Origin of the sequence: Flavobacterium sp. FlaQc-48, assembly GCF_044007335.1 — a bacterium.
Taxonomy (GTDB): Bacteria; Bacteroidota; Bacteroidia; order Flavobacteriales; family Flavobacteriaceae; genus Flavobacterium.
The window spans coordinates 248,779-269,307 of record NZ_JBIPCR010000005.1; the positions used below are offsets into that span (position 1 = coordinate 248,779).

A 20,529-nucleotide genomic window follows, 5' to 3' on the forward strand; every position below is an offset into this window, starting at 1 on the left:
GATTTAAAATTGATTTTTGCAATTGATATTTGATATTGACATTTAAAACATATTGTTGATTGTCAGAGTTTTCAAACTTTGACAATCAACATTTTTTATTCAATAATAATTTTAGAAGGAAAAAATTAAACACAATTTGTGTAAATCCGCTTAATCCGACCAATCTGTGTGCCATTGCAGTACCATGAATTATCCCGGATAAGCAAAAAATAGAACTATGAATAATGCTGAATTAATAAACAAAACAATCGCTTTTGTAAAAGAAAAATTAAATGATGCCGAAGGCGGGCACGATTGGTTTCACATCGAACGTGTATATAAAAACGCCCTTTTGATTGCAAAAGGAACAGACTGTGATCTGGTAGTGGTTCAGTTAGGAGCTTTGCTTCACGATATTGCCGATAGTAAATTTCATAACGGAGATGAAACCATAGGCCCTAAAACAGCCCGTTTGTTTTTAGAATCCGAAAGTGTTTCTTCAGCCATTATTCAACATGTGGTGAATATCATCGAAAACATCTCTTATAAAGGCGGAAATTTCGAAAAGAAGTTTTCCTCTATAGAATTGGATATCGTTCAGGATGCAGATCGTTTAGATGCAATTGGAGCAATTGGAGTGGCAAGAGCGTTCAATTATGGCGGATTTAAAAACAGAGCTTTGTATAATCCCGAAATTGCCCCCATTACCAATATGACCAAAGAAGAGTACAAAAAGAATAATGCCCCAACAATAAATCACTTTTACGAAAAGCTTTTATTGCTTAAAGATAAAATGAATACCGAAACCGGAAAACAAATCGCAGCCGAAAGACATCGTTTTATGGAAACCTTTCTGGCTCAGTTTTATGCGGAGTGGGAAGGAGTGAAGTAAGTTTGAGTCTTCGTTTTCAATAAAACTATACTATGCGATACAATCAGATTATAGAAGTAGAATACATTGATAGCTTAATCTCATCTGAAGAAAGAACAGGAATCGCATCTTTATTGATGTTATGTGAGAAATTAAACCAGGATAAAATCTTTACCCCTGACTTTTTTTTGAAGTAATTAAGTATGGTTTTCAAGGCTATTATGCCGGCGTTGGGTGTATATTTAAAAGAAGGTATGGATTATTATCTGATTAACGAAGATTTAGAAAAACAGGTAAATGTATATTTTATAAATATAATTGAAAAACGTTCCGTTAAGGATTTCATTGATTTCTTAATGCATAAAAAAGAAGAAATTGATACGTTGTACAATAACATTACTACTAATAAAACTGATTAATAAAGGTTTTAATTGCCTTTTCCCGATAACAAAATAAAAACGGCTTCATGATCTGAAGCCGTTTTGTTTTTAAAGAGAATGGATGAATGCGAATAAATCATCACGTTCTTTTTAGGATAGTTTCTTGTATTGGTATTTTGAGCCTTGAAAATTACAATTTAGACTTTAAAATAAAATAAACAATTACCGTTGCACACAGAAAACCTAAAGTAAACCATAATAATCTGGCCACTCTGTTGTCTCGGACTATTTCTGTTTTATCGAAGTCTGTCATTTTTTGATCCATTTAAATTAAGCAAATTTAAGTTGGTCAAATTTTGAAGAAAGGCTATAAAAGGTTTTTTTGTATTAAAATAAGATCAAATATTTAGTGCAGACTTCCGGAGTAACGATTCCTTTTGTAGCGAATAAACTAAAAGCTGTAAAACCTTCGCGTAAATTTGCACTGCAAAACCGCAAGAGTTTATAATTTAGCTACAACCACAATTTCCGTCGCCACAGTCTTTTTTCTTTTTAGATTTCCAAAAGAACTTTTTGATCAGAAAACCTATGGCGATAAATAAGATGACAAAGGCAATAATTTCTTGTACCATGATCGTTTATTTTAAAAGTTGATACGCAAAAAGCGCTACAAAATAGGCAAGGCCACTCATTAAGACCAGTTGCATTGCCGGCCATTTCCATGAGTTGGTTTCTTTTTTGGTGATGGCCAATGTACTGGCACATTGCATCGCGAAAGCATAGAATAACAATAAAGAAATTCCGGAGGCAAAATTAAAGATCTTGTGTCCGGTTTCAGGATTTATTTCTTCCTGCATTTTACTTTTTATGGTCGCTTCGTTATCGCTGCTTCCCACACTGTAAATAGTGGCTAAAGTTCCCACGAAAACCTCACGTGCTGCAAACGAACTGATAATCGCAATTCCAATTTTCCAATCGTAACCCAATGGAGAGATTGCAGGTTCAATTGCTTTACCCATAATCCCGATATACGAGTTCTCTAATTTCTGAGAAGCAACTTCGTTTTCGAATGTTGTTTCATCCAGCGGCGTGTCGGCAAATCTTTCTTTTACGATGCTTTCTGCTTCATTAAAATCTTTTCCGGGGCCATAGGAAGCTAAAAACCATAAAACAACAGATATTGCCAGGATAATTTTACCTGCCCCAACAACAAAAGCTTTAGTTTTCTCCACTACATTGATCGCAACGTTTTTGAATAACGGCAATTTGTAACTTGGCATTTCAACAACAAAATAGGTTTTTGCACTGAATTTCAATATTTTATTTAAGATATAAGCCGAAAGAATAGCAGTTCCAAAACCTAGTAAATACAATAACATCAAAGCCAGTCCCTGCATGTTTAGAAATCCAAACAAGCGTTCATTTGGAATTACCAGGGAAATAATAATCGTATAAACAGGCAATCTTGCAGAACAGGTTGTAAAGGGTGTTACCAAAATAGTAATCAAACGTTCTTTCCAGTTTTCGATATTTCGGGTTGCCATAATCGCCGGAATGGCACAGGCAGTTCCTGAAATTAAAGGTACAACGCTTTTTCCGGAGAGACCAAACTTACGCATGATTTTATCCATCAGGAAGACCACACGGCTCATATAACCGCTTTCCTCCAAAATCGAAATAAATAAAAACAGAAAGGCAATTTGAGGAATGAAGATAATAACACCGCCAATTCCGGGTACAATGCCCTGTGAGAGTAAATCGGTTAAAATGCCACTTGGTAATTCTGCTGCAACCCAACTGCTTAAAGAAGCAAAAGTACTGTCAATAAAATCCATTGGAATCGTCGACCAGCTAAAAATCGACTGGAAAATCAAAAATAAGATTGCCAGGAAAATAACATAACCCCAAACTTTGTGTGTTAGAATACGATCCAGTTTGGCCCTGATATCTTTTGCCATTGACGCATCGACCTGTAAACCTTGTTTTAAAACATCGTTTATAAATTGATAACGTTTTATGGTTTCTTTTTGCTGTAAACGTTTTAATTCAGAATGTGATTTGGTAAAAGTGCTTCTGATTTCATTTCGGTCCAAATTTGAAAAATTCACATCCTGCGTAATCACCAGCCATAATTTATACAACAATTGATTCGGGAATGCCTGCTTTAAATTTTCAAAATATTCAGGATCCATAACTGATGCGTTTAAGCAAGGTTCATGCGGAATGCTTCTGTACGAAACGATTAATTCTTTTAATGCATCAATTCCTAAACCTTTACGCGAGCTTACTAAAGCAATTTTAGTTTTTAATTTTTCCTCTAAATACGGAATATCCAAAGTAATTCCTTTGCTTTCCATACGATCAGACATGTTGATCACTAAAATTGTCGGGATTTCAAGGTCTTTTATCTGAGTGTAAATCAGTAAATTTCGTTTCAGGTTTTCAACATCTGTTACCACGACTGCAACATCCGGATATAATTTATCATTTTTGTTGAGCAAAAGTTCAATTACCACACTTTCGTCCATCGAACTGGCGTTCAGACTATAGGTTCCCGGTAAATCCAGAATGTTGGCTTTGATATTATGAGGCAGTTTGCAAAACCCGATTTTTTTCTCAACCGTAATTCCGGGGTAATTCCCCACTTGCTGGTTTAGACCTGTAAGCTGATTAAAAACAGAGGTTTTTCCTGTATTTGGATTCCCGATAAGGGCAACATTGATATTTTGAATGCTCATTACAAATTGGTTTTGATAAGTTCAACTTCAATTTCACGAGCAGTTTCAACACGAATGGCTACGTGTGAACCATTGATATCTAAATATAATGGATCTCCAAAAGGAGCAATTTGAAGCAATTCTACTACGTTGCCCGGCAAACAACCCATTTCTAATAATTTTAAAGGAATCAAATCGATATCAAAATCTTTGATAATGGCTTTTTCGCCTTTTTTCAGAGTATGGATAGTATTTTGCAAAGCTTATTTAGATTGAATTTAGATTGCAAAAGTAGACAATTATTCTTTATTTCAAGGCATTTAACACTTTTGTAAATGCTAAATGTTTCTAAAAATAAGGCATTTTACTCCTGACACAAGAAATTAATGTCTTCTAAAAGGCGTTTGATTTCTTCTTTATTTGTCCCGTCATAAAAACCACGAACGCGTCTTTTTTGATCGACCAAAACAAAATTCTCAGTATGTACCATATCATACAATTGATCAGGACGACCTAATTTTACCGCGAGGTACGATTTTCTGGCCATAGTGTAGATTTCTTTTTTATCTCCGGTAACCAGATTCCATTTGCTGTCAGCAACATGATGTTTTATGGCATATTCCTTTAAGACCGGAATACTGTCAACCTCAGGAAAAACGGTGTGCGAAAGCAGCATTACCTTCGGATTGTTCAAAACCGCTTTTTGAACTTCTTCGAGATTTGTTGTCATTTTTGGACAGATAGAACCGCAAGTAGTGAAGAAAAAATCAGCCACATAAATTTTTCCTTCGTAATTCTTTTGGGTAATCGTATCTCCGTTTTGATTTACAAACTTAAAATCAGCAATAGTGTGGTATTTACTTTTATATTGTATGGTACTGTCAACCAGTTCAGGGTTTACATCGGCAGGGTTATAAATTGGCAATGTTTTTTGTGGCTTTAAAGCCGAATAAAATAAAGATATAGTGACAGCCGAAAATACCATTAGAACAATAAAAAATTTTCGGTATTTATAAAGAAACGATTTCATAAAAATAATTTGCCGCAAAAATACAAAAAGCACGTTTTAAAAACCGAATAATGTGTTGTTTTTAACAGGATAGTGGAAGTAAATCGCCACGAATTCACGAATTATTTTTTTATTTTTAATTCGTGAATTCATGGCAGAAAAGCGTATTTGATTTACTTCTTAACTTTTCTGATAGATTTATTCACCAAATAAACTCCTGTTAATGTTACAACTGCGCCAATCGCAACGGCCTTTGTAAGTATTTCTCCAAAAATAAAAGATCCTAAAACCATAGCCACAATAGGATTGATGTAAACATAAATACTGCTAATTTCTGTTGGAAGATTCTTCAATGAATAGATAAAAGCGATAAAAGTTAAAACCGAACCCATAATAACTAAATAAGCAATGGCCCACCATGAAGGCAGTGGGATTTCAGCAAATGGAATATTAATTCCTGCAGCTTCGGTAATTCCAAATAAAAACACGCTTGAGATCAGCATCTGTAATCCTAAACTAAAATAAGGGTTAAAACTTGCTGCTTTTTTCTTTGTTTGTAAAATGCCAAAAGCCCAGGTGATAGTAGATACAGTCATTAAAATAATCCCGAATTGAAATTCTGGTTTTAATATATCAGCAATATAATCGACGAAAAGAATACAAATACCTCCAAAACTTATCAGAATTCCAAGCAAAGCCATTCGTGCAATTCTATAACCGTTAAAAAAATTAATGATAATGATAAAGATGGGGAAAAGCGCAGTAATTATGGCACCCAATCCGCTACTCATATATTTAACGCCCCAGGTACTTAAGCCATTACTAAACATAAAATTTAAAATGGCTAAAACGAATATTGTTCGCCATTCTTTTCCTTTTGGCCAGGGTTCTTTCTTTATAAAAAAATAACTTACATACAAAATTCCGCCTAAAAACTGACGAATGGTTACCAATTGCAAAGCTGGCATATATCTGACACCTTCTTTAGAGGCCAGCCAGGTTGTGCCCCAAAAAAAACTCACCCAACATAAAGCCAATATCGGTAATCCGATGGCATCAATTTTTCCTGAAACGGCATTCTGAATTCTTGCTCTCATTTTGACTGTATTCGATTCGCAAATATTCCGAAAACTATTTTAATAATCCCTAAAAAGTAAGGGCTAAATACATGAAAATATTCGATAGTATCTATTAAAATGTTCTGATAATTTATTTTTTTACAATTATTTCAAAAATTTTAACATAGCGTTTCAAATATTAGGAATACGTTTGTATAAGGACCAAAAACTTATATATAAATGAAAAAACAACTTGGCAGACCCTTATTCTGCGCCCTTTTTCTAACAGTTTCATTTACAGCTGTGAAAGCACAAAATGCAACTTCAAAAGAACCTGGTATTAACGTTTCATACATGAACACTAAAATTAGTCCAAGTCAGGATTTCTTTCAGTATGTAAACGGAACATGGCTTAGTCAAACTGAAATTCCAAGTGATCGTACGACATGGGGAAGTTTTAATGAATTGATTAAGAAAACAGATAAAGATGCAATGTCTATCCTGAAAGAAGCATCGAAAAATCCAAAATATAAATCAGATACAGATCAGGGTAAAGCAGTTAATTTATTCTCTACTATATTGGATACAGTGGGTAGAAATAAAGTTGGAATAGCACCTTTAAAACCATACCTGCAAAAAATTGACGCCATTAAAAACGTAGCTGATCTTCAAAAGTATCTGGTTGAAATGGAGCCGGAAGGTGGTTCCGGGTTTTTTGGGATCTATATTGGAGCCGATGAAAAAAACAGCTCAAAGAATTCAGTAAGCCTTGGCGTAAGCCGTTTGGGATTACCGGATAAAGATTATTACACATCTGACGATAAAGATTCTAAAGAAAAACGGGCAAAATACCAGCTTCATGTGGCGAAGATGATGCAGTTTATTGGTGAATCTCCTGAGAAAGCAAAACAAAATGCAGCGGGAATTCTAGCTTTAGAAACAGAATTGTCAAAACCAAGATTAAATCGTGTGGAGAGCAGAGACAGTCGTTTGCAATATAACCCAATGACAATCGCCCAGCTTCAAAAGTTAACTCCGGCGATTAAATGGGAGGCTTATTTTACCGGTATTGGTCTGGCAAAGTTAGATACAGTAGTGGTTATGGAACCTAAATATATGAAAGCCCTGCAAACTGTTTTTACTCAAAACAAAGTAGCACAGTGGAAAGAATATTTGAAATGGGACCTGCTAAATACAGTTTCGACAAAATTGTCAACAGATATCGAAACGGCCAGTTTTGATTTTTACAGTAAAACGCTAAGAGGCGCCATAAAACAATTACCGCGTGAAGAAAAAGCTTTGCAGGTTGTAAATACAACGATTGGTGAAGCCCTTGGTAAATTATATGTAGAAAAAGTATTTCCTGCAGAAGCAAAAGCCAAAGCAGTCGATATGATTCATAATGTTATTTTGGCTTACCAAAACCGTATCAATAATTTAACATGGATGTCTGCGGCCACAAAGGTAAAAGCAATTGAAAAATTAAATAAGATCACCATAAAGGTGGGTTATCCGGATAAATGGAAAGATTACTCGGCACTTACCATTAAAAGTGTAGCCGAGGGTGGAAGTTATTTCGAAAACGCCCGTAACCTGAACAAATGGAATTTCAAAAAAGGAATCGAAAAATTACACAAACCGGTTGATAAAACAGAATGGGGAATGTCACCGCAAACGGTAAATGCCTATTACAACCCGTCATACAACGAGATTGTGTTTCCGGCGGCAATTTTACAACCTCCTTTTTACAATTACCAGGCAGATGAAGCGGTAAATTATGGTGGAATTGGAGCTGTAATTGGTCATGAAATTTCACATGGTTTCGATGATTCAGGAGCACGTTATAATGCAGATGGAAACCTGGTGGACTGGTGGACTGCAGATGATTTAAAACAATTTACAGCACTTGGGACTGCTTTGGCAGATCAATACAGCGCTTTAGAGCCTTTACCGGGAATTCATGTAGACGGTAAATTTACTTTAGGTGAAAATATTGGCGATTTAGGCGGAATCAATGCTGCTTACGATGGTTTGCAATTGTACTTAAAAGCACATGGGAACCCTGGATTAATTGACGGATTTACACCCGAACAACGTTTCTTTATTTCATGGGCAACGGTGTGGAGAACTAAAACAAGAGATGAAGCCCTTAAAAATCAGGTAAAAACAGATCCGCATTCTCCTGGAATGTACAGAGCCGTTGTGCCAATCCAGAATGTTGATGCTTTTTATCAGGCTTTTGGAATTAAAAAAGGAGATAAAATGTATGTTGATCCGGATAAAAGAGTTAAAATCTGGTAATCGGTACAACCATAAAAAAAACGGCGCTTTATTAGCGCCGTTTTTTGTTTCTGAATTTTGTGCTAAATAAGCCTGTTGATTTGTTCCTGTCCTAAAGCTTTTTGATCCAAATAAACGTTAGACCGGATGAGATTACTTCAACTAATTATTTGATAAATTTAACATGGAGTTTGAAATAATTGCAATATGTTTGTAGATATACTAAAAACTATAAATAAAAATGATTAAACAGCTACGAAAACCTATGTTTTGTGTTGTTTCTGCAATGATTACCGTTACTGCAGTTCAGGCGCAAGATGCAAAAAAGAAAGAGCCAGGTATCAATGTTTCAAACATGGATACTAAAGTTAGTCCAAAAGAGGACTTTTTCCGTTATGTAAATGGAACCTGGTTAGAAAAAACGGAAATTCCAAGTGACAGAAATTCATGGGGAAGTTTCAATGAATTGCGTCAGAAGACTGATAACGATGCCCTTGCTATCTTAAAAGAAGCTTCAAAAGATCCTAAGTATAAATCCAACACGGATCAGGGTAAGGCAATTGCTTTGTTTAATACGATCATGGATACTGTTGGACGTAATAAAAGAGGTATTACACAACTTCAGCCTTATTTAAAGAAAATCGATGCCATTAAAAACGTAACGGATCTGCAAAATTTCTTTATTGAAATGCAACCTCAGGGCGGTATTGGTTTCTTTGGCGTTTATGTTGGGGCTGATGCCAAAAACAGTAATAAAAACTCTGTTAACTTAAGCCCGGGAGGTTTAGGATTATCTGATAAAGATTACTACAACTCTGATGATAAAGATTCAAAAGAAAAACGTGAAAAATACGAAGTGCACCTTGCCAGAATGTTACAGTTTATTGGAGAGTCTCCTGCAAAAGCAAAAGAAAGTGCCAGACAAATCGTAGCGTTAGAGGTAGAATTGTCTGCTCCAAGACTGGACCGTGTTGAGCGCAGAGATCGCAGAAAACAATACAACCCAACAGCTATTGCGGATCTAAAAAAGAATACACCTTCCATTCAATGGGATAAATATTTCACCGGAATTGGAATGACGAAGTTAGATACTGTAAATGTGGCACAACCGCGTTACATGATTGCTTTGGAAAAAACGTTAAGTGAAAAGAAAGTAGAAGCCTGGAAAGAGTATTTAAAATGGTCTTTATTAAACAAAACAGCTTCAACTTTAACGACTGATATTGAAAATGCTAATTTTGATTTCTACGGAAAAACATTAACGGGTGCATTAAAACAACGTCCTCGTGAAGAAGTAGCATTACAGGTAATTAACGGGGCAACCGGAGAAGCTTTAGGAAAATTGTATGTAGAGAAATTGTTCCCTGCAGAAGCAAAAGATAAAGCCAAGAAAATGATTGCGAATGTAATGCTGGCTTACGAAAACAGAATCAATGCATTGCCTTGGATGTCTGCAGCTACTAAAACAAAAGCAATCGAAAAACTGAAGAAACTAACCATTAAAATTGGATACCCTGATAAATGGAAAGACTATTCTAAGTTAGAACTTAAAAATGTTAACGAAGGCGGAACTTATTTTGATAACATGAAAAATTTATCAAAATGGGCTTATGCAGAAAATGTAGCTAAACTGGGTAAACCAGTTGATAAAACAGAGTGGGGAATGTCGCCACAAACAGTTAATGCTTATTTTAACCCATCTTATAACGAAATTGTTTTCCCTGCAGCAATCTTACAACCTCCTTTCTATAATTATCAGGCTGACGAAGCAGTTAATTATGGTGGTATTGGTGCTGTAATCGGACATGAAATTTCTCATGGTTTTGATGATTCAGGAGCACGTTACAACGCAGATGGAAATCTTGTTGACTGGTGGACACCGGAAGATTTAAAACAATTTACAGCACTTGGAACTGCTTTGGCAGATCAATACAGCGCTTTAGAGCCCTTACCTGGAATTCACGTAGACGGTAAATTTACTTTAGGGGAAAACATTGGGGATTTAGGCGGAATCAACGCTGCTTACGACGGATTACAGTTGTATTTAAAAGCAAATGGAAATCCTGGTCTAATTGACGGATTTACACCAGAGCAACGTTTCTTTATTTCATGGGCTACCGTATGGAGAACAAAATCAAGAGATGAAGCAATTAAGAGTCAGGTCAAAACAGACCCGCACTCTCCTGGAATGTACAGAGCAGTTGTGCCAATTCAGAACGTAGATGCTTTTTATCAGGCTTTCGATATTAAAAAAGGAGATAAGATGTATCTTGATCCTGCAAAGAGAGTTAAAATCTGGTAATATAAAACCATAAAAAACGGCGCTAATTTTAGCGCCGTTTTTGTTTATAAAGGTTTATGTAATGGCGATGTAAATATCGACTTCCCCATCTTCAGGGTTTTGGGCACGATCTCCGTAAATCTCAAAATCTTCGGTATAAATTCTGTTTAAGTCTGAATTCCAGATTTTTACCCATTCGTTAAAAACAGCTCCTTCTGCAAGATTGCCTTTGGCTGTGAATTTTTTGTAATGAACTCCTGAAATTGTTTTAGCAACCATTCCTTCGGGGATAACATTTAAATTCTCTACAACACAGCCTAAAATCGTTGTATAAGGGCGCGTATGGTCTTTTTCATAATCTGTGTAGATACAATAGACAGCATCGCTTGTTTTATTCGGGATTTGCTGCAGAATTCCTTCAGACATAAACTTGTTCCAAAGTACCGGAATGTCCTGTCCTGATTGTCCGTTTTCGTTTGTGGTTCTTACCGAAATCCCAATTACATTAAAATTTTGAATGCTCATTATTTAAAAGATTTATTTGTTCTGTCACAAATATAAACCGCAGTAGTGACAGCAGTATGTCAGTAACAGGACAAAACTTCCCTGCATTATTTCAAATGACTGTAAATATAAGTTTCAAGTGCTTTTAGTTCCTCATCAGACATTGCCTGTGTAATTGGGAAGTTCGTTTTCATAACTGCAAACTGACTCGGGTCAACAATAGGGTCTGCATTTCCTTTTAAGAACGTAACAATGTCACCTTTTTTGTCTTTGTAGGTTTTGGCAATTTCCTGAAGACTTGGCCCAATTACTTTTTGATCCGGTTGATGACAGGAAACACAATTTCCCTGACCTTCAAAAATTTGTTTTCCTAAAGCTTCCGGAGTGGTAGCTTTTGCTGTTTCTCCTTCAGAATAAGATTCAGTTGTGTTTTCAGTTGATTTTTCAAAAGGCTCCTGAGTTTCTTTTTTACAAGATGCCAACGCTAAAACGGCGGATAAGAATAGTACTTTTTTCATCATTATTTATTTAATAGTAAAGCTGCTTCTTTAGCAAAATAAGTAGAGATAATACTGGCACCTGCACGCTTAATGCAATACAGTTGCTCTATCATAATTTTGTCATGATCTAACCAGCCTCTTTCGGCTGCGGCCTTTACCATAGCGTACTCACCAGATACCTGATATACGGCAACCGGTACGTGAACGGCATTTTTTACCTCACGGACAATGTCTAAATAAGCAATTCCCGGTTTTACCATAACGATATCTGCACCCTCTTCAACATCTAATAAGGCTTCGCGAATTCCTTCAATTCGGTTCGCATAATCCATTTGGTATGTCTTCTTATCTTTAGGGATATTTTGAGAATCTACCGGAGCAGAATCCAAAGCATCACGAAATGGCCCGTAAAATGCCGAAGCATATTTGGCACTATAACTCATGATTCCCACATTGTGATGTCCGTTTTCTTCTAAAGCTTTTCTGATGGCCAGAACACGTCCGTCCATCATATCACTTGGTGCCACAAAATCAGCTCCGGCTTCAGCATGGCTTAAGCTCATTCGGGTTAAAGCGTCAACTGTTGCATCATTGATCAATTGACCATTTTCTATAATTCCGTCATGACCATAAATTGAGTATGGATCTAAAGCTACGTCCGGCATCACAATCATTTCCGGAACGGCATCTTTAATGGCACGAATCGTTTGTTGCATCAAACCATCCTTATTCCAGGCTTCGACACCTTTGTTATCTTTTAGACTGTCACTAACTTTTACGTAAATGTTCACCGCTTTGATTCCTAAATCCCAGGCTTCTTTTACTTCTTTGATGGTGTTGTCCAGCGAATGACGGTAGATTCCGGGCATTGACGGAATGGCAACTTTTACGTCTTTTCCTTCGGCAACAAACATGGGAAGCATAAAATCCTGTGGACTCAAACTGGTTTCACGAACTAAAGAACGAATCGATTCATTGGTTCTTAAACGGCGGTTTCTTTGTAGTGGGAACATATAATTTTAGATTTTTAGATTTTAGATTTCAGATTTTAATCTTTTTTCTTTGAAAACAAACGGATTAATTCCTGTTCTAAAAAATGCAGTTGTTTTTTTGTTTTTTTGAAGATTATGTTGCTTTTTAATAAGTGTCGCAAAGTTAAAGAAAAATGAACAGAATAAGGTAATTAGCCAGTAGCAGAATCCGTTAATGTTATCTAAAAGTTTGGTAGTATTAAATTTCGAAGTAACTTTGTAAAGTAAAGAAAAATCTTATTTTTTTATTGTTCCTGAATTAGAAAATAAATAAATTTAAACAAAATATAATGTGTCATTTTAAAATTAGAATTGCCGGTAATACAGAAGCTCCTTGCTATTGGGCACTTATAGAAAAAGGTTATGAGGTTGAAATAGTTGATTGTATTTTAACCAACCGAGAAGGAAGTGATTGTATGTATCTGATAGAAGCAAAAAAAGGACATCATTCTTTTAGTGCCACAACAATATATGAATTATTCGCACTTATATCGATGTGGGAGGTAAGAGGTGATGATTGGCGTGCAAGCGAAGAAGAAAGTTCTTTATATTTTGATCTTAAAGATGATGCTCCTTTTTTTGATATGGATGGAAATCAAATAAAGTAGATAAATTAATTCTGGCAAGTTTTTCATTTTTGCTTTTTTTATTTCATGAATGTAATCTGGTTTTAAGAATTCTGTAATCTTATGGTTTTTTAAAATAATTCCCATTAAATTTGTCTAATGAAGAAATTTCTCGCTTTATGCTGTTGTTTACTTTTGACAAGTTGTTTTGAAATAACAGAAAGAATCAAACACCACGACGATCAAAGTGGCGAGTATACACTGATGGTCGATTTCTCGAAATCATGGTTTAAAACAAAATCAGCAATTTGGCTCGAAGAAGTCGATGGCGTAAAAATTCCTAACGAACAGGAAATCACTAAAAAACTGGAGGATTTTAAAATAAAAGCTTCGAAAATCGACGGAATTACAAACGTTACCACTAAGACTGATTTTGAAAATTATGTTTTCATTATCAAACTCAATTATGCTAATTTAAAAGCATTGAATGCGGTTGTCAATACCATAAACAATCAGCGCGATCAGATTCATTTTAGCGGAAGCGAAAAAAATTTCGAAAGAATTGCCTCTTATCCGGTTCCGGAAAAAGTGGTGAAAGACCCGAAGAAAAAGAAAGATCTGGAAGCCGCCAGTATTATTGCCATTTATACATTCGATAAAGATGTTCAGGCTGTGCAGAACCCAAACAGCAAAATTTCACAAAACAAAAAGACCGTATTTTTAAAACAGAGTATGTACAGCGTGCTTAAAAAATCGGCCCTAATGAACAATACAATCCAATTAACTCCCTGATTTATGAAGCACTTTTATACTTTATTTTTATTATTCGCCACGTATTTAACTTTTGGACAAATCAAGAATAACGAATACGATTATTTTGTTCAGTTTAACGGAAACCAGCTTTCTAAAAAAGTTAGCGTTGCCGAAATCCTGAATCATCCTATCGTAACCAGGTACAGCACTAAAAAACCTGATTTAGATTTTACTAAGTACACCTCGCTTATTCAGTTAGATCAAAAAATAACCATTCACGGAAAATTCTCAGACAGTATTCCGTACTATCAGGTTACAATTCCTGTAAAAAGCAGAGAAGCAGTGAAGCAATTTATAATAAAGGAATTTGGGAATGGTGAAGCTGGAAACGTTCAGATTCAGGATTTGGGCAAATATGCTGTTTTTAATACAAAAGGCAAAAACAAAACTTTGGCATGGAACGATAATTATCTGGTTATTCTGGAATTGACCCAAAGACTTCCTTCGAGGTTTTATACAACCGAAAATCAAACCGTTTTACAAGATTCTGTTGCTGTTGCTGAGGTTTACGAAGAAACAAAAACAGAGGAACCTTCTATCATAATCGATACTCCCGTAAATGAGGCTCCAATTGCGGTTGAAGAAGCTCCGGTTCCGTACAATGGAGAACAAGAGTATACCCCAAACGCACCGTACACGATTCAGGAAGCTACTTTTAATCTGGAACAAACAGAAAAGCTAAGTCAGATTATAAAAACGTTATTCGAAAATGGATTTACAGCACCAGGTTCAGAAAAGATAAACGCCAATGCCGATATTTCGTCCTGGATAAATTATAGCGCTGCAATGACAAGTTTATATTCTATGTCCAATTATCCAATGGCCATTTTTGGAGGTTATGATAAGTTTTTGCCTATGCAGAAAAACTTCGGGAATTTTATAAAAGGTATTAATCTTGATTTTTATTTTGACAACAATAATGCGCGGGTAGAAGAAGTTGTCGAATATTCTCCGGAGCTTGCCGAAGTGGTGAGTAAAATCACGAATAGAAAAATAAACAAGAATGTTTTTAATTATTTCCCTGCGAAAAAGCCTTTGGGTTATATGTCTTATCATGTAAATACAAAAGCGGCGCTGGAAAATTTCCCGTCTCTAATGGCAGATATATTTCAAAGTCCAAAACTGGTAAAAGAAGATATTGCCGTTGTTACCGATTTAATTTCGACAATTGTTGATGAAGAGGCCACTGCAACACTTTTTGACGGTGATTTAAGCGCGTTTTTGTACGGTTTCAAGGAAATTGAAGTGATGACCAAATCATACGAATACGATGAAAACTATGAAGAGAAAATAATCGATAAAAAGACTAAGAAATCAGTTCCGTTATTTTCTGTGATTTTTACTTCGACGCATCCTACTTTTGCTGATAAATTGATGCAGTTAGGGGTTCGCAAAAAAGTACTGGTGCAAAAAGACAATTACTATGTTATTAGCGGAACCAAAGAATACGGAGACATCATCATCAAAAAAGACAAAGATGTTATTGTAATAGCCAATACACTGGACTATTTTAATGCCGGTAACGGTACATTTTCCGGTGAAGCCAAAAAGGATTTGAAGAAAAATTATATGTTTGGAAAACTGAATATGGCTGAGCTAATAAATGCATTTGGTAAATCGGGCAAAGCTAACCCTGCGGATTTAGGAAAATTTAGCAGGTTTTCGGAGCAATTTTCAGACATCACATTTGAATCTCCTAAAAAGTTAATCAACAATAAATTGGTTTTCGGATTTAAATTGAACTCGTTGAAATCGGATAAAAATATTATTTTGCAAACGTTAGATTTAGCTCAGGAATTAACCTCTAAATAGTTTTAAAATTATAAAAAGCAAATCCCCGAAAATTGAAACTTTCGGGGATTTTTTTATGTATTAAAAGAGCATTTGATTATGTGATCGAAGCGGCATAAATTTCTTTTATGGTCTTGCCCAATTTAGTATTAAAATCAGCATCAGACTGATCAGCTGCCAGGCCTTCGGATAATGCTCGCGAGAAACTGGCAATCAATCCGTGGTTTTGCGAAAGTTTATCATTGGCTTCGTCCTGGTCGTATCCGCCGGACAATGCCACAACACGCACCACATGCGGATCTGACATGAGTTCTTTGTAAAAATCATTAACAGTTGGAATGGATAGTTTCAGCACTACTTTTACCTCTTTGTCCAATGAATTTAGCTGTTTCAGGATTTCTTCTTTCAGGATTTCTTCTGATTTTTCCTTATCAGCACTATAAATATCAACCTCAGGTTCAATAATTGGGATAAGTCCTTTTTCGAAAATTTGTAAACCTACCGCAAATTGCTGTTCGACTACTTCACGGATTCCTGTAGCATTAGCTTCCTTAATTACGGAACGCATCTTTGTCCCAAAAACATTTTTTTCTACAGCATGAGTCAGCAATTCATTCAGATTAGCAATAGGCTTCATCAATTGTACACCATTGGCAAGGTCAGCAAGTCCTTTGTCGACTTTTAGAAAAGGAACTATATTTTTTTTCTCCCACAAATAATCGGCTGTCCATTGTTCATCGATTTTACGATCCATTGTGTTTTCAAACAAAATTGCTCCCAGAATATATTCGCGGTCAAATGCCGGACTTTTAATAATTCGGGTTCTCATTTCATGTACAAGTGTATACATTTCTTCGTCATTCGAGAAACTGCTTTCTTGTACGCCGTATTGAGCCAGTGCTTTTGGGGTACTTCCGCCACTTTGATCCAGTGCGGCAATAAATCCTTTACCGGAATGCATACGGTTTAATTGCGCTATGTATCTCTCTCTATTTTTCATAATATTTTATTTTAGATTATAGAATGAAGGTTTTAAATTTAATGACTATCACAAACCTATTTTCTGATTTACTTTATCATAAATATCCTTTACTTTTTTTGGTGGATCAAATCGGTAACCTGCAGAAAGTTTTAAAGTTACAATATTATCATTCAATCGAGGACTGACCTTATCGTCCTGAGCAAAACTTGTAGCATTCATACTTGCAAAAGCAAAGAAACGGTCGTTATTATACGCTAATTTTAAATTGAAATCAGCCTGATATAAGGCAGATGTATCACCGCTGATATCATTAATTCCAACGCCTAAACCAACTCCGGCACCAATTAAAACCCTATTACTAATTACAAAATTATAAAAATAGGAAGGAGCTAAAGTAAATACATAAATATCTCCAGGTGTTGTATCGGGAGTGTTTAAGTCTATATTGGTGTAGTAAAATGAGAAAGTTGGAATAAAACTTCCAGAACTCTTAGTTTGCCATTCGTTTTGGCTAACCAATGTTTTAAAAGAAAATTTATTATTGAAAACATAAGACGTTGATCCGCCAATTTTCGTAGTACGCATATTGGGTAATTGTGCCGTTATATTATCATCACTGATATAAAATCCTTTTTGATTGATGAAAGTAAAAGACTGCATCCATTTTTTATAATAAAAACGGGTATTGAAATTAAAATGTTTAGAATTTGAATCGCCTTTATTGCCGCCAAGAAATTTTGGTGCGAAACCAAGAGAAACATCAATGATTTTATAGTTTAAATTAAAACCAATCTGTTCTCTTCTATTCGGAATAAGATTAAGAAATGTTTCTGAATTCTGAGTGCCTGAAGCAATCTGAAAACTATTAGAAGTGTCTAAATAATAAACACTGGTGGTAATTTTATCATTATACGATTTAAAATAAGGATTTTGCAGCGAATCATTTTGGGCAAAACACCCAAAAATGCTGGTAAAAAATGCTATGTAAATCAGTTTGGAGTTCATTTTTATAATAATAATTATATCGTGCTCCAGCGGAGCAAAATATTTATAGCAATAGAATTGCCGAAAAGTTTTAAAGCTCCATAGGAGCGATATATTAATTTAAACGTCTTCAAAAAGATATTCATTTTTAAAATCAATATTGAATAATTTTAAAAATGCGATATATTCTTCTCCGAATGTTTTTGTTTTATGATGTTCTTCTTGGTTTTCAATGTATTTTATAACATTGGTCAATTGTGAATGTCCGTATGAAAAAGCACCAAAACCAGTTTGCCATTCAAATTTTCCATTTATCCATTTTTGTTCATTTATGAATTTAGATGAACTTGATTTAATGTCTCTTACTAAATCAGATAATGAGATATCCGGTTTAATTCCAACTAAGATATGAATATGATCTGGCATTCCGTTAATGACAATCAGTTTTTGTTTGTGATTGGTAATGATTCCTGTGATATATTTATAAATCTCGTCTTTATTATTTTTTGAAATTAAGTTTTGTCTTCCTTTAACTGCAAAAACAATTTGGATATATAGCTGAGAGTAAGTGTTTGCCATATTTAAATTAAATTTATTGATAGTAAAACTAGTTAATAAATTTAATTTGTAAGATAAATATTTCTTTTTATTGTAAAAAGATTAATGTTTAATCCTGTTGATAGTTATAAATATGTCGCTCCGCTGGAGCTTTATTTAAATGGTAATATATTGTTTTATAAATATTTAGCTCCTCTGGAGCTTTTGTAAAAATGTATTCTACAGCCAGTCCCAGAGGGACAGAATATTTATAGCAAAAATTATGGACGTCGCGAAAAGCTCCAGAGGAGCGACATATTTATAACAATATAAATTCGTGTATTAATATTAAACCCAATCAATCGGATTTTCTAAAACATCGACCAATTTCTCTTCCTCACTTCCGGCTTCTGGATGATGATCGTAAACCCATTGCACATGCGGAGGCAAACTCATTAAAATACTTTCGATTCTTCCATTCGTTTTTAAACCGAATAAAGTGCCTTTGTCATGAACCAGATTAAACTCGACATAACGGCCACGACGGATTTCCTGCCAGTTTCTGTTTTCAGGAGTATATTCGAGATTTTTTCTTCTTTCAACAATCGGAACATAGGCTTCTAAGAAACTATCACCAACTTCGGTGACGAAATTGTACCAGTCTTCCATTGACATTTGCTCGTTTGCCTTGCAATAGTCAAAAAACAAACCGCCAATTCCACGCGCTTCATTTCTATGTGCGTTCCAGAAATAAGCATCGCATTGTTTTTTATATTTTGGATAAAACTCCGGATTGTGTTTGTCGCAAGCCGTTTTGCAGGTTTGATGAAAGTGTCTGGCATCTTCTTCAAACAAATAATAAGGCGTTAAATCCTGTCCGCCACCAAACCATTGTTCGATCACTTTTCCGGCTTCATCGTACATTTCGAAATAACGCCAGTTGGCATGAACCGTTGGGGTCATTGGGTTTTTAGGATGCAAAACCAAACTCAATCCGCAGGCAAAAAAATCAGCTTCGCCAACGCCAAACATCTTTTGCATGGCTTCCGGTAATTTGCCGTGAACGGCTGAAATGTTGACACCGCCTTTTTCGAAAACAGCTCCGTTTTCAATAACGCGTGTTCTTCCGCCACCGCCTTCAGGTCGTTTCCAAAGATCTTCACGGAATTTTGTAGTTCCGTCAACAGCTTCTAATCCGGCGCAGATCTGGTCTTGTAACTTTTGTATGTATGCGTAAAATTTATCTTTCATGATTTTATTTTTCTGGGAAAGTATCATGATATTTGAATGCTACATTCATATCACATACTATCGTAGTATCTTTTTTTAAAATTTTTACAAATCTTGAGTTTGTTTTTTTTACTAATAAATCTCCTATTTCAGCTTTTTCCCAAAGAACAGAATAACCATATACTTCACTGGAGTCCTTTAGTTTAAAAGTGGGAGACATTCTGTTATCTTTATCTAAATATTTTTTTACAATTAATCCTGAATATTTTTCATTAAACATATTTCTGTACCCGTCTTTACTAATTTTAGCATCGTTGGAATAATAAGAGCAGGTGCAAAAATATATTGCAAAAAAAAGCATCACAAAAAAGCCCTGATATATCGGATTCAATTTTTTGAAATCAAAATCTAATGTTGCGGTTAAAATTTTTTCAAAAGAAGGCATCTTTATTTTTAGCTAAAATTTATCTTTCATCGTTATTATATTCTGATTTAAGCAGTCCGAAATAAACAGTGTTTTGCAATTCACCATCACCATTTCTAAATTCATCCCGCAAAATTCCTTCTTGTTTAAAATTATGCTTTAATGCAATTCTCTGGCTTGCCAAATTGATTTCAGAGGTGCATATAAAAACCTTGTTCAGCATTAATGTATTGAAACAAAAATCCAGTGCATCAGCAACCATTTTTGAGGTAATTCCTTTTCCCTGATACTCCTGATCTGTAAAATAACCCAACTCACTTTTAGAAATGCGGTAATCTATGGTTTTAACACACAAATAACCAATTAAAGCATTGGTTTTTATATCTCTGGCATAAAAATGATAACCTTCTTTGTTTTTCTCTTTGTCAAGACTTACTTTTAAAAAATGCGCTGCTTTTTTTAGAGAATCAGAGTTAGCTAATGTAACAGGGAAAGTTTTGCCTATATGACTTTTGTTCTTTTCGGTGAGGCTGTAAAACTCTTCCGGAAGAATATGGTCAATTGTCTCTGTTTTCCAATCTGTAAAACTCAT

At 35.1% G+C, this 20,529-nt stretch carries 22 protein-coding genes; 8 read left to right on the plus strand and 14 right to left on the minus strand.

What is annotated here, in order from left to right:
• Positions 1-217: 217 nt before the first annotated feature.
• Genes ACHRWY_RS10490 through ACHRWY_RS10500 form a run of 3 tightly spaced genes read left to right on the plus strand, consistent with a single transcriptional unit; the run spans position 218 to position 1,269 of the window.
• On the plus strand, positions 218-871 hold the full coding sequence (locus ACHRWY_RS10490; protein ID WP_395354386.1) for an HD domain-containing protein: 654 nt from the start codon (positions 218-220) through the stop codon (positions 869-871).
• A 32-nt stretch (positions 872-903) separates the two neighbouring features.
• Positions 904-1,047: a hypothetical protein gene (locus tag ACHRWY_RS10495; protein WP_395354387.1), complete on the plus strand. Its 144-nt coding sequence runs from the start codon at positions 904-906 to the stop codon at positions 1,045-1,047.
• Positions 1,048-1,053: 6 nt separating this feature from the next.
• Positions 1,054-1,269, plus strand: a complete 216-nt coding sequence (locus ACHRWY_RS10500; RefSeq protein WP_395354390.1) for a hypothetical protein — start codon at positions 1,054-1,056, stop codon at positions 1,267-1,269.
• Between the two features lie 470 nt (positions 1,270-1,739).
• Here ACHRWY_RS10500 and ACHRWY_RS10505 read toward each other — a convergent pair whose 3' ends face one another.
• The 5 genes from ACHRWY_RS10505 to ACHRWY_RS10525 all read right to left on the minus strand — a co-directional run bounded on the left by ACHRWY_RS10505 (position 1,740) and on the right by ACHRWY_RS10525 (position 6,053).
• On the minus strand, positions 1,740-1,862 hold the full coding sequence (locus tag ACHRWY_RS10505) for a FeoB-associated Cys-rich membrane protein (protein ID WP_393046336.1): 123 nt from the start codon (positions 1,860-1,862) through the stop codon (positions 1,740-1,742).
• 6 nt (positions 1,863-1,868) lie between these two features.
• Positions 1,869-3,968 carry a ferrous iron transport protein B gene (feoB, locus tag ACHRWY_RS10510; RefSeq protein WP_395354392.1) on the minus strand — a complete coding sequence of 700 codons (2,100 nt, stop codon included), beginning with the start codon at positions 3,966-3,968 and terminating at the stop codon, positions 1,869-1,871.
• Positions 3,968-4,207, minus strand: a complete 240-nt coding sequence (locus tag ACHRWY_RS10515) for a FeoA family protein (RefSeq protein WP_068841809.1) — start codon at positions 4,205-4,207, stop codon at positions 3,968-3,970. Before ACHRWY_RS10515 ends, feoB begins: the two co-directional genes overlap by 1 nt.
• Before the next feature lie 104 nt (positions 4,208-4,311).
• Complete coding sequence (locus ACHRWY_RS10520; RefSeq protein ID WP_395354394.1) at positions 4,312-4,977, minus strand: SCO family protein; 666 nt, start codon at positions 4,975-4,977, stop codon at positions 4,312-4,314.
• Between the two features lie 152 nt (positions 4,978-5,129).
• Positions 5,130-6,053 (minus strand): DMT family transporter, encoded by a 924-nt coding sequence (locus ACHRWY_RS10525; protein WP_395354396.1) that lies wholly within the window; start codon positions 6,051-6,053, stop codon positions 5,130-5,132.
• Between the two features lie 201 nt (positions 6,054-6,254).
• Here ACHRWY_RS10525 and ACHRWY_RS10530 point away from each other — a divergent pair, with 201 nt between their 5' ends.
• Positions 6,255-8,315 carry a M13 family metallopeptidase gene (locus ACHRWY_RS10530; RefSeq protein WP_395354398.1) on the plus strand — a complete coding sequence of 687 codons (2,061 nt, stop codon included), beginning with the start codon at positions 6,255-6,257 and terminating at the stop codon, positions 8,313-8,315.
• Positions 8,316-8,535: 220 nt separating this feature from the next.
• Positions 8,536-10,596: a M13 family metallopeptidase gene (locus tag ACHRWY_RS10535; RefSeq protein WP_395354400.1), complete on the plus strand. Its 2,061-nt coding sequence runs from the start codon at positions 8,536-8,538 to the stop codon at positions 10,594-10,596.
• A gap of 54 nt (positions 10,597-10,650) precedes the next feature.
• On the opposite strand, the gene ACHRWY_RS10540 is transcribed toward ACHRWY_RS10535, so the two are convergent.
• The 3 genes from ACHRWY_RS10540 to hemB form a co-directional block, all read right to left on the minus strand.
• On the minus strand, positions 10,651-11,100 hold the full coding sequence (locus tag ACHRWY_RS10540) for a GyrI-like domain-containing protein (RefSeq protein WP_395354402.1): 450 nt from the start codon (positions 11,098-11,100) through the stop codon (positions 10,651-10,653).
• An 86-nt stretch (positions 11,101-11,186) separates the two neighbouring features.
• A complete protein-coding gene (locus ACHRWY_RS10545) occupies positions 11,187-11,597 on the minus strand; it encodes a c-type cytochrome (RefSeq protein ID WP_395354404.1) in 411 nt (136 codons plus the stop codon).
• A gap of 2 nt (positions 11,598-11,599) precedes the next feature.
• Positions 11,600-12,592, minus strand: a complete 993-nt coding sequence (gene hemB, locus ACHRWY_RS10550; protein ID WP_194619869.1) for a porphobilinogen synthase — start codon at positions 12,590-12,592, stop codon at positions 11,600-11,602.
• A gap of 308 nt (positions 12,593-12,900) precedes the next feature.
• Here hemB and ACHRWY_RS10555 point away from each other — a divergent pair, with 308 nt between their 5' ends.
• The 3 genes from ACHRWY_RS10555 to ACHRWY_RS10565 all read left to right on the plus strand — a co-directional run bounded on the left by ACHRWY_RS10555 (position 12,901) and on the right by ACHRWY_RS10565 (position 15,801).
• Positions 12,901-13,218, plus strand: coding sequence for a hypothetical protein (locus tag ACHRWY_RS10555; RefSeq protein ID WP_395354405.1), 318 nt, complete (start codon positions 12,901-12,903; stop codon positions 13,216-13,218).
• 117 nt (positions 13,219-13,335) lie between these two features.
• Positions 13,336-13,968, plus strand: a complete 633-nt coding sequence (locus ACHRWY_RS10560; RefSeq protein WP_395354407.1) for a hypothetical protein — start codon at positions 13,336-13,338, stop codon at positions 13,966-13,968.
• 3 nt (positions 13,969-13,971) lie between these two features.
• Entirely contained in the window at positions 13,972-15,801 is a 1,830-nt protein-coding gene (locus ACHRWY_RS10565) for a hypothetical protein (RefSeq protein WP_395354409.1), read from the plus strand.
• 76 nt (positions 15,802-15,877) lie between these two features.
• Here the strand turns inward: ACHRWY_RS10565 and ACHRWY_RS10570 are convergent, their stop codons facing one another.
• The 6 genes from ACHRWY_RS10570 to ACHRWY_RS10595 all read right to left on the minus strand — a co-directional run bounded on the left by ACHRWY_RS10570 (position 15,878) and on the right by ACHRWY_RS10595 (position 20,529).
• Positions 15,878-16,780 (minus strand): fructose bisphosphate aldolase, encoded by a 903-nt coding sequence (locus ACHRWY_RS10570; RefSeq protein ID WP_395354412.1) that lies wholly within the window; start codon positions 16,778-16,780, stop codon positions 15,878-15,880.
• 48 nt (positions 16,781-16,828) lie between these two features.
• Entirely contained in the window at positions 16,829-17,767 is a 939-nt protein-coding gene (locus ACHRWY_RS10575) for a DUF4421 family protein (RefSeq protein WP_395354413.1), read from the minus strand.
• Between the two features lie 99 nt (positions 17,768-17,866).
• Positions 17,867-18,325 carry an IS200/IS605 family transposase gene (gene tnpA, locus ACHRWY_RS10580; RefSeq protein WP_395354415.1) on the minus strand — a complete coding sequence of 153 codons (459 nt, stop codon included), beginning with the start codon at positions 18,323-18,325 and terminating at the stop codon, positions 17,867-17,869.
• Positions 18,326-18,631: 306 nt separating this feature from the next.
• Positions 18,632-19,534 carry an oxygen-dependent coproporphyrinogen oxidase gene (gene hemF, locus ACHRWY_RS10585; RefSeq protein WP_395354416.1) on the minus strand — a complete coding sequence of 301 codons (903 nt, stop codon included), beginning with the start codon at positions 19,532-19,534 and terminating at the stop codon, positions 18,632-18,634.
• Between the two features lie 4 nt (positions 19,535-19,538).
• Positions 19,539-19,793 (minus strand): hypothetical protein, encoded by a 255-nt coding sequence (locus ACHRWY_RS10590; protein ID WP_395354418.1) that lies wholly within the window; start codon positions 19,791-19,793, stop codon positions 19,539-19,541.
• Between the two features lie 184 nt (positions 19,794-19,977).
• On the minus strand, positions 19,978-20,529 hold the full coding sequence (locus ACHRWY_RS10595; protein ID WP_395354420.1) for a GNAT family N-acetyltransferase: 552 nt from the start codon (positions 20,527-20,529) through the stop codon (positions 19,978-19,980).

Excerpts from the sequence above, each read along its gene's own strand:
- ACHRWY_RS10490 (WP_395354386.1), top strand. The coding sequence starts at position 218 with ATGAATAATGCTGAATTAATAAACAAAACAATCGCTTTTGTAAAAGAA.
- ACHRWY_RS10495 (WP_395354387.1), top strand. The coding sequence starts at position 904 with ATGCGATACAATCAGATTATAGAAGTAGAATACATTGATAGCTTAATC.
- ACHRWY_RS10500 (WP_395354390.1), top strand. The coding sequence starts at position 1,054 with ATGGTTTTCAAGGCTATTATGCCGGCGTTGGGTGTATATTTAAAAGAA.
- ACHRWY_RS10505 (WP_393046336.1), bottom strand. The coding sequence starts at position 1,862 with ATGGTACAAGAAATTATTGCCTTTGTCATCTTATTTATCGCCATAGGT.
- feoB (WP_395354392.1), bottom strand. The coding sequence starts at position 3,968 with ATGAGCATTCAAAATATCAATGTTGCCCTTATCGGGAATCCAAATACA.
- ACHRWY_RS10520 (WP_395354394.1), bottom strand. The coding sequence starts at position 4,977 with ATGAAATCGTTTCTTTATAAATACCGAAAATTTTTTATTGTTCTAATG.
- ACHRWY_RS10525 (WP_395354396.1), bottom strand. The coding sequence starts at position 6,053 with ATGAGAGCAAGAATTCAGAATGCCGTTTCAGGAAAAATTGATGCCATC.
- ACHRWY_RS10530 (WP_395354398.1), top strand. The coding sequence starts at position 6,255 with ATGAAAAAACAACTTGGCAGACCCTTATTCTGCGCCCTTTTTCTAACA.
- ACHRWY_RS10535 (WP_395354400.1), top strand. The coding sequence starts at position 8,536 with ATGATTAAACAGCTACGAAAACCTATGTTTTGTGTTGTTTCTGCAATG.
- ACHRWY_RS10540 (WP_395354402.1), bottom strand. The coding sequence starts at position 11,100 with ATGAGCATTCAAAATTTTAATGTAATTGGGATTTCGGTAAGAACCACA.
- ACHRWY_RS10545 (WP_395354404.1), bottom strand. The coding sequence starts at position 11,597 with ATGAAAAAAGTACTATTCTTATCCGCCGTTTTAGCGTTGGCATCTTGT.
- hemB (WP_194619869.1), bottom strand. The coding sequence starts at position 12,592 with ATGTTCCCACTACAAAGAAACCGCCGTTTAAGAACCAATGAATCGATT.
- ACHRWY_RS10555 (WP_395354405.1), top strand. The coding sequence starts at position 12,901 with ATGTGTCATTTTAAAATTAGAATTGCCGGTAATACAGAAGCTCCTTGC.
- ACHRWY_RS10560 (WP_395354407.1), top strand. The coding sequence starts at position 13,336 with ATGAAGAAATTTCTCGCTTTATGCTGTTGTTTACTTTTGACAAGTTGT.
- ACHRWY_RS10565 (WP_395354409.1), top strand. The coding sequence starts at position 13,972 with ATGAAGCACTTTTATACTTTATTTTTATTATTCGCCACGTATTTAACT.
- ACHRWY_RS10570 (WP_395354412.1), bottom strand. The coding sequence starts at position 16,780 with ATGAAAAATAGAGAGAGATACATAGCGCAATTAAACCGTATGCATTCC.
- ACHRWY_RS10575 (WP_395354413.1), bottom strand. The coding sequence starts at position 17,767 with ATGAACTCCAAACTGATTTACATAGCATTTTTTACCAGCATTTTTGGG.
- tnpA (WP_395354415.1), bottom strand. The coding sequence starts at position 18,325 with ATGGCAAACACTTACTCTCAGCTATATATCCAAATTGTTTTTGCAGTT.
- hemF (WP_395354416.1), bottom strand. The coding sequence starts at position 19,534 with ATGAAAGATAAATTTTACGCATACATACAAAAGTTACAAGACCAGATC.
- ACHRWY_RS10590 (WP_395354418.1), bottom strand. The coding sequence starts at position 19,793 with ATGTTTAATGAAAAATATTCAGGATTAATTGTAAAAAAATATTTAGAT.
- ACHRWY_RS10595 (WP_395354420.1), bottom strand. The coding sequence starts at position 20,529 with ATGAGTTTTACAGATTGGAAAACAGAGACAATTGACCATATTCTTCCG.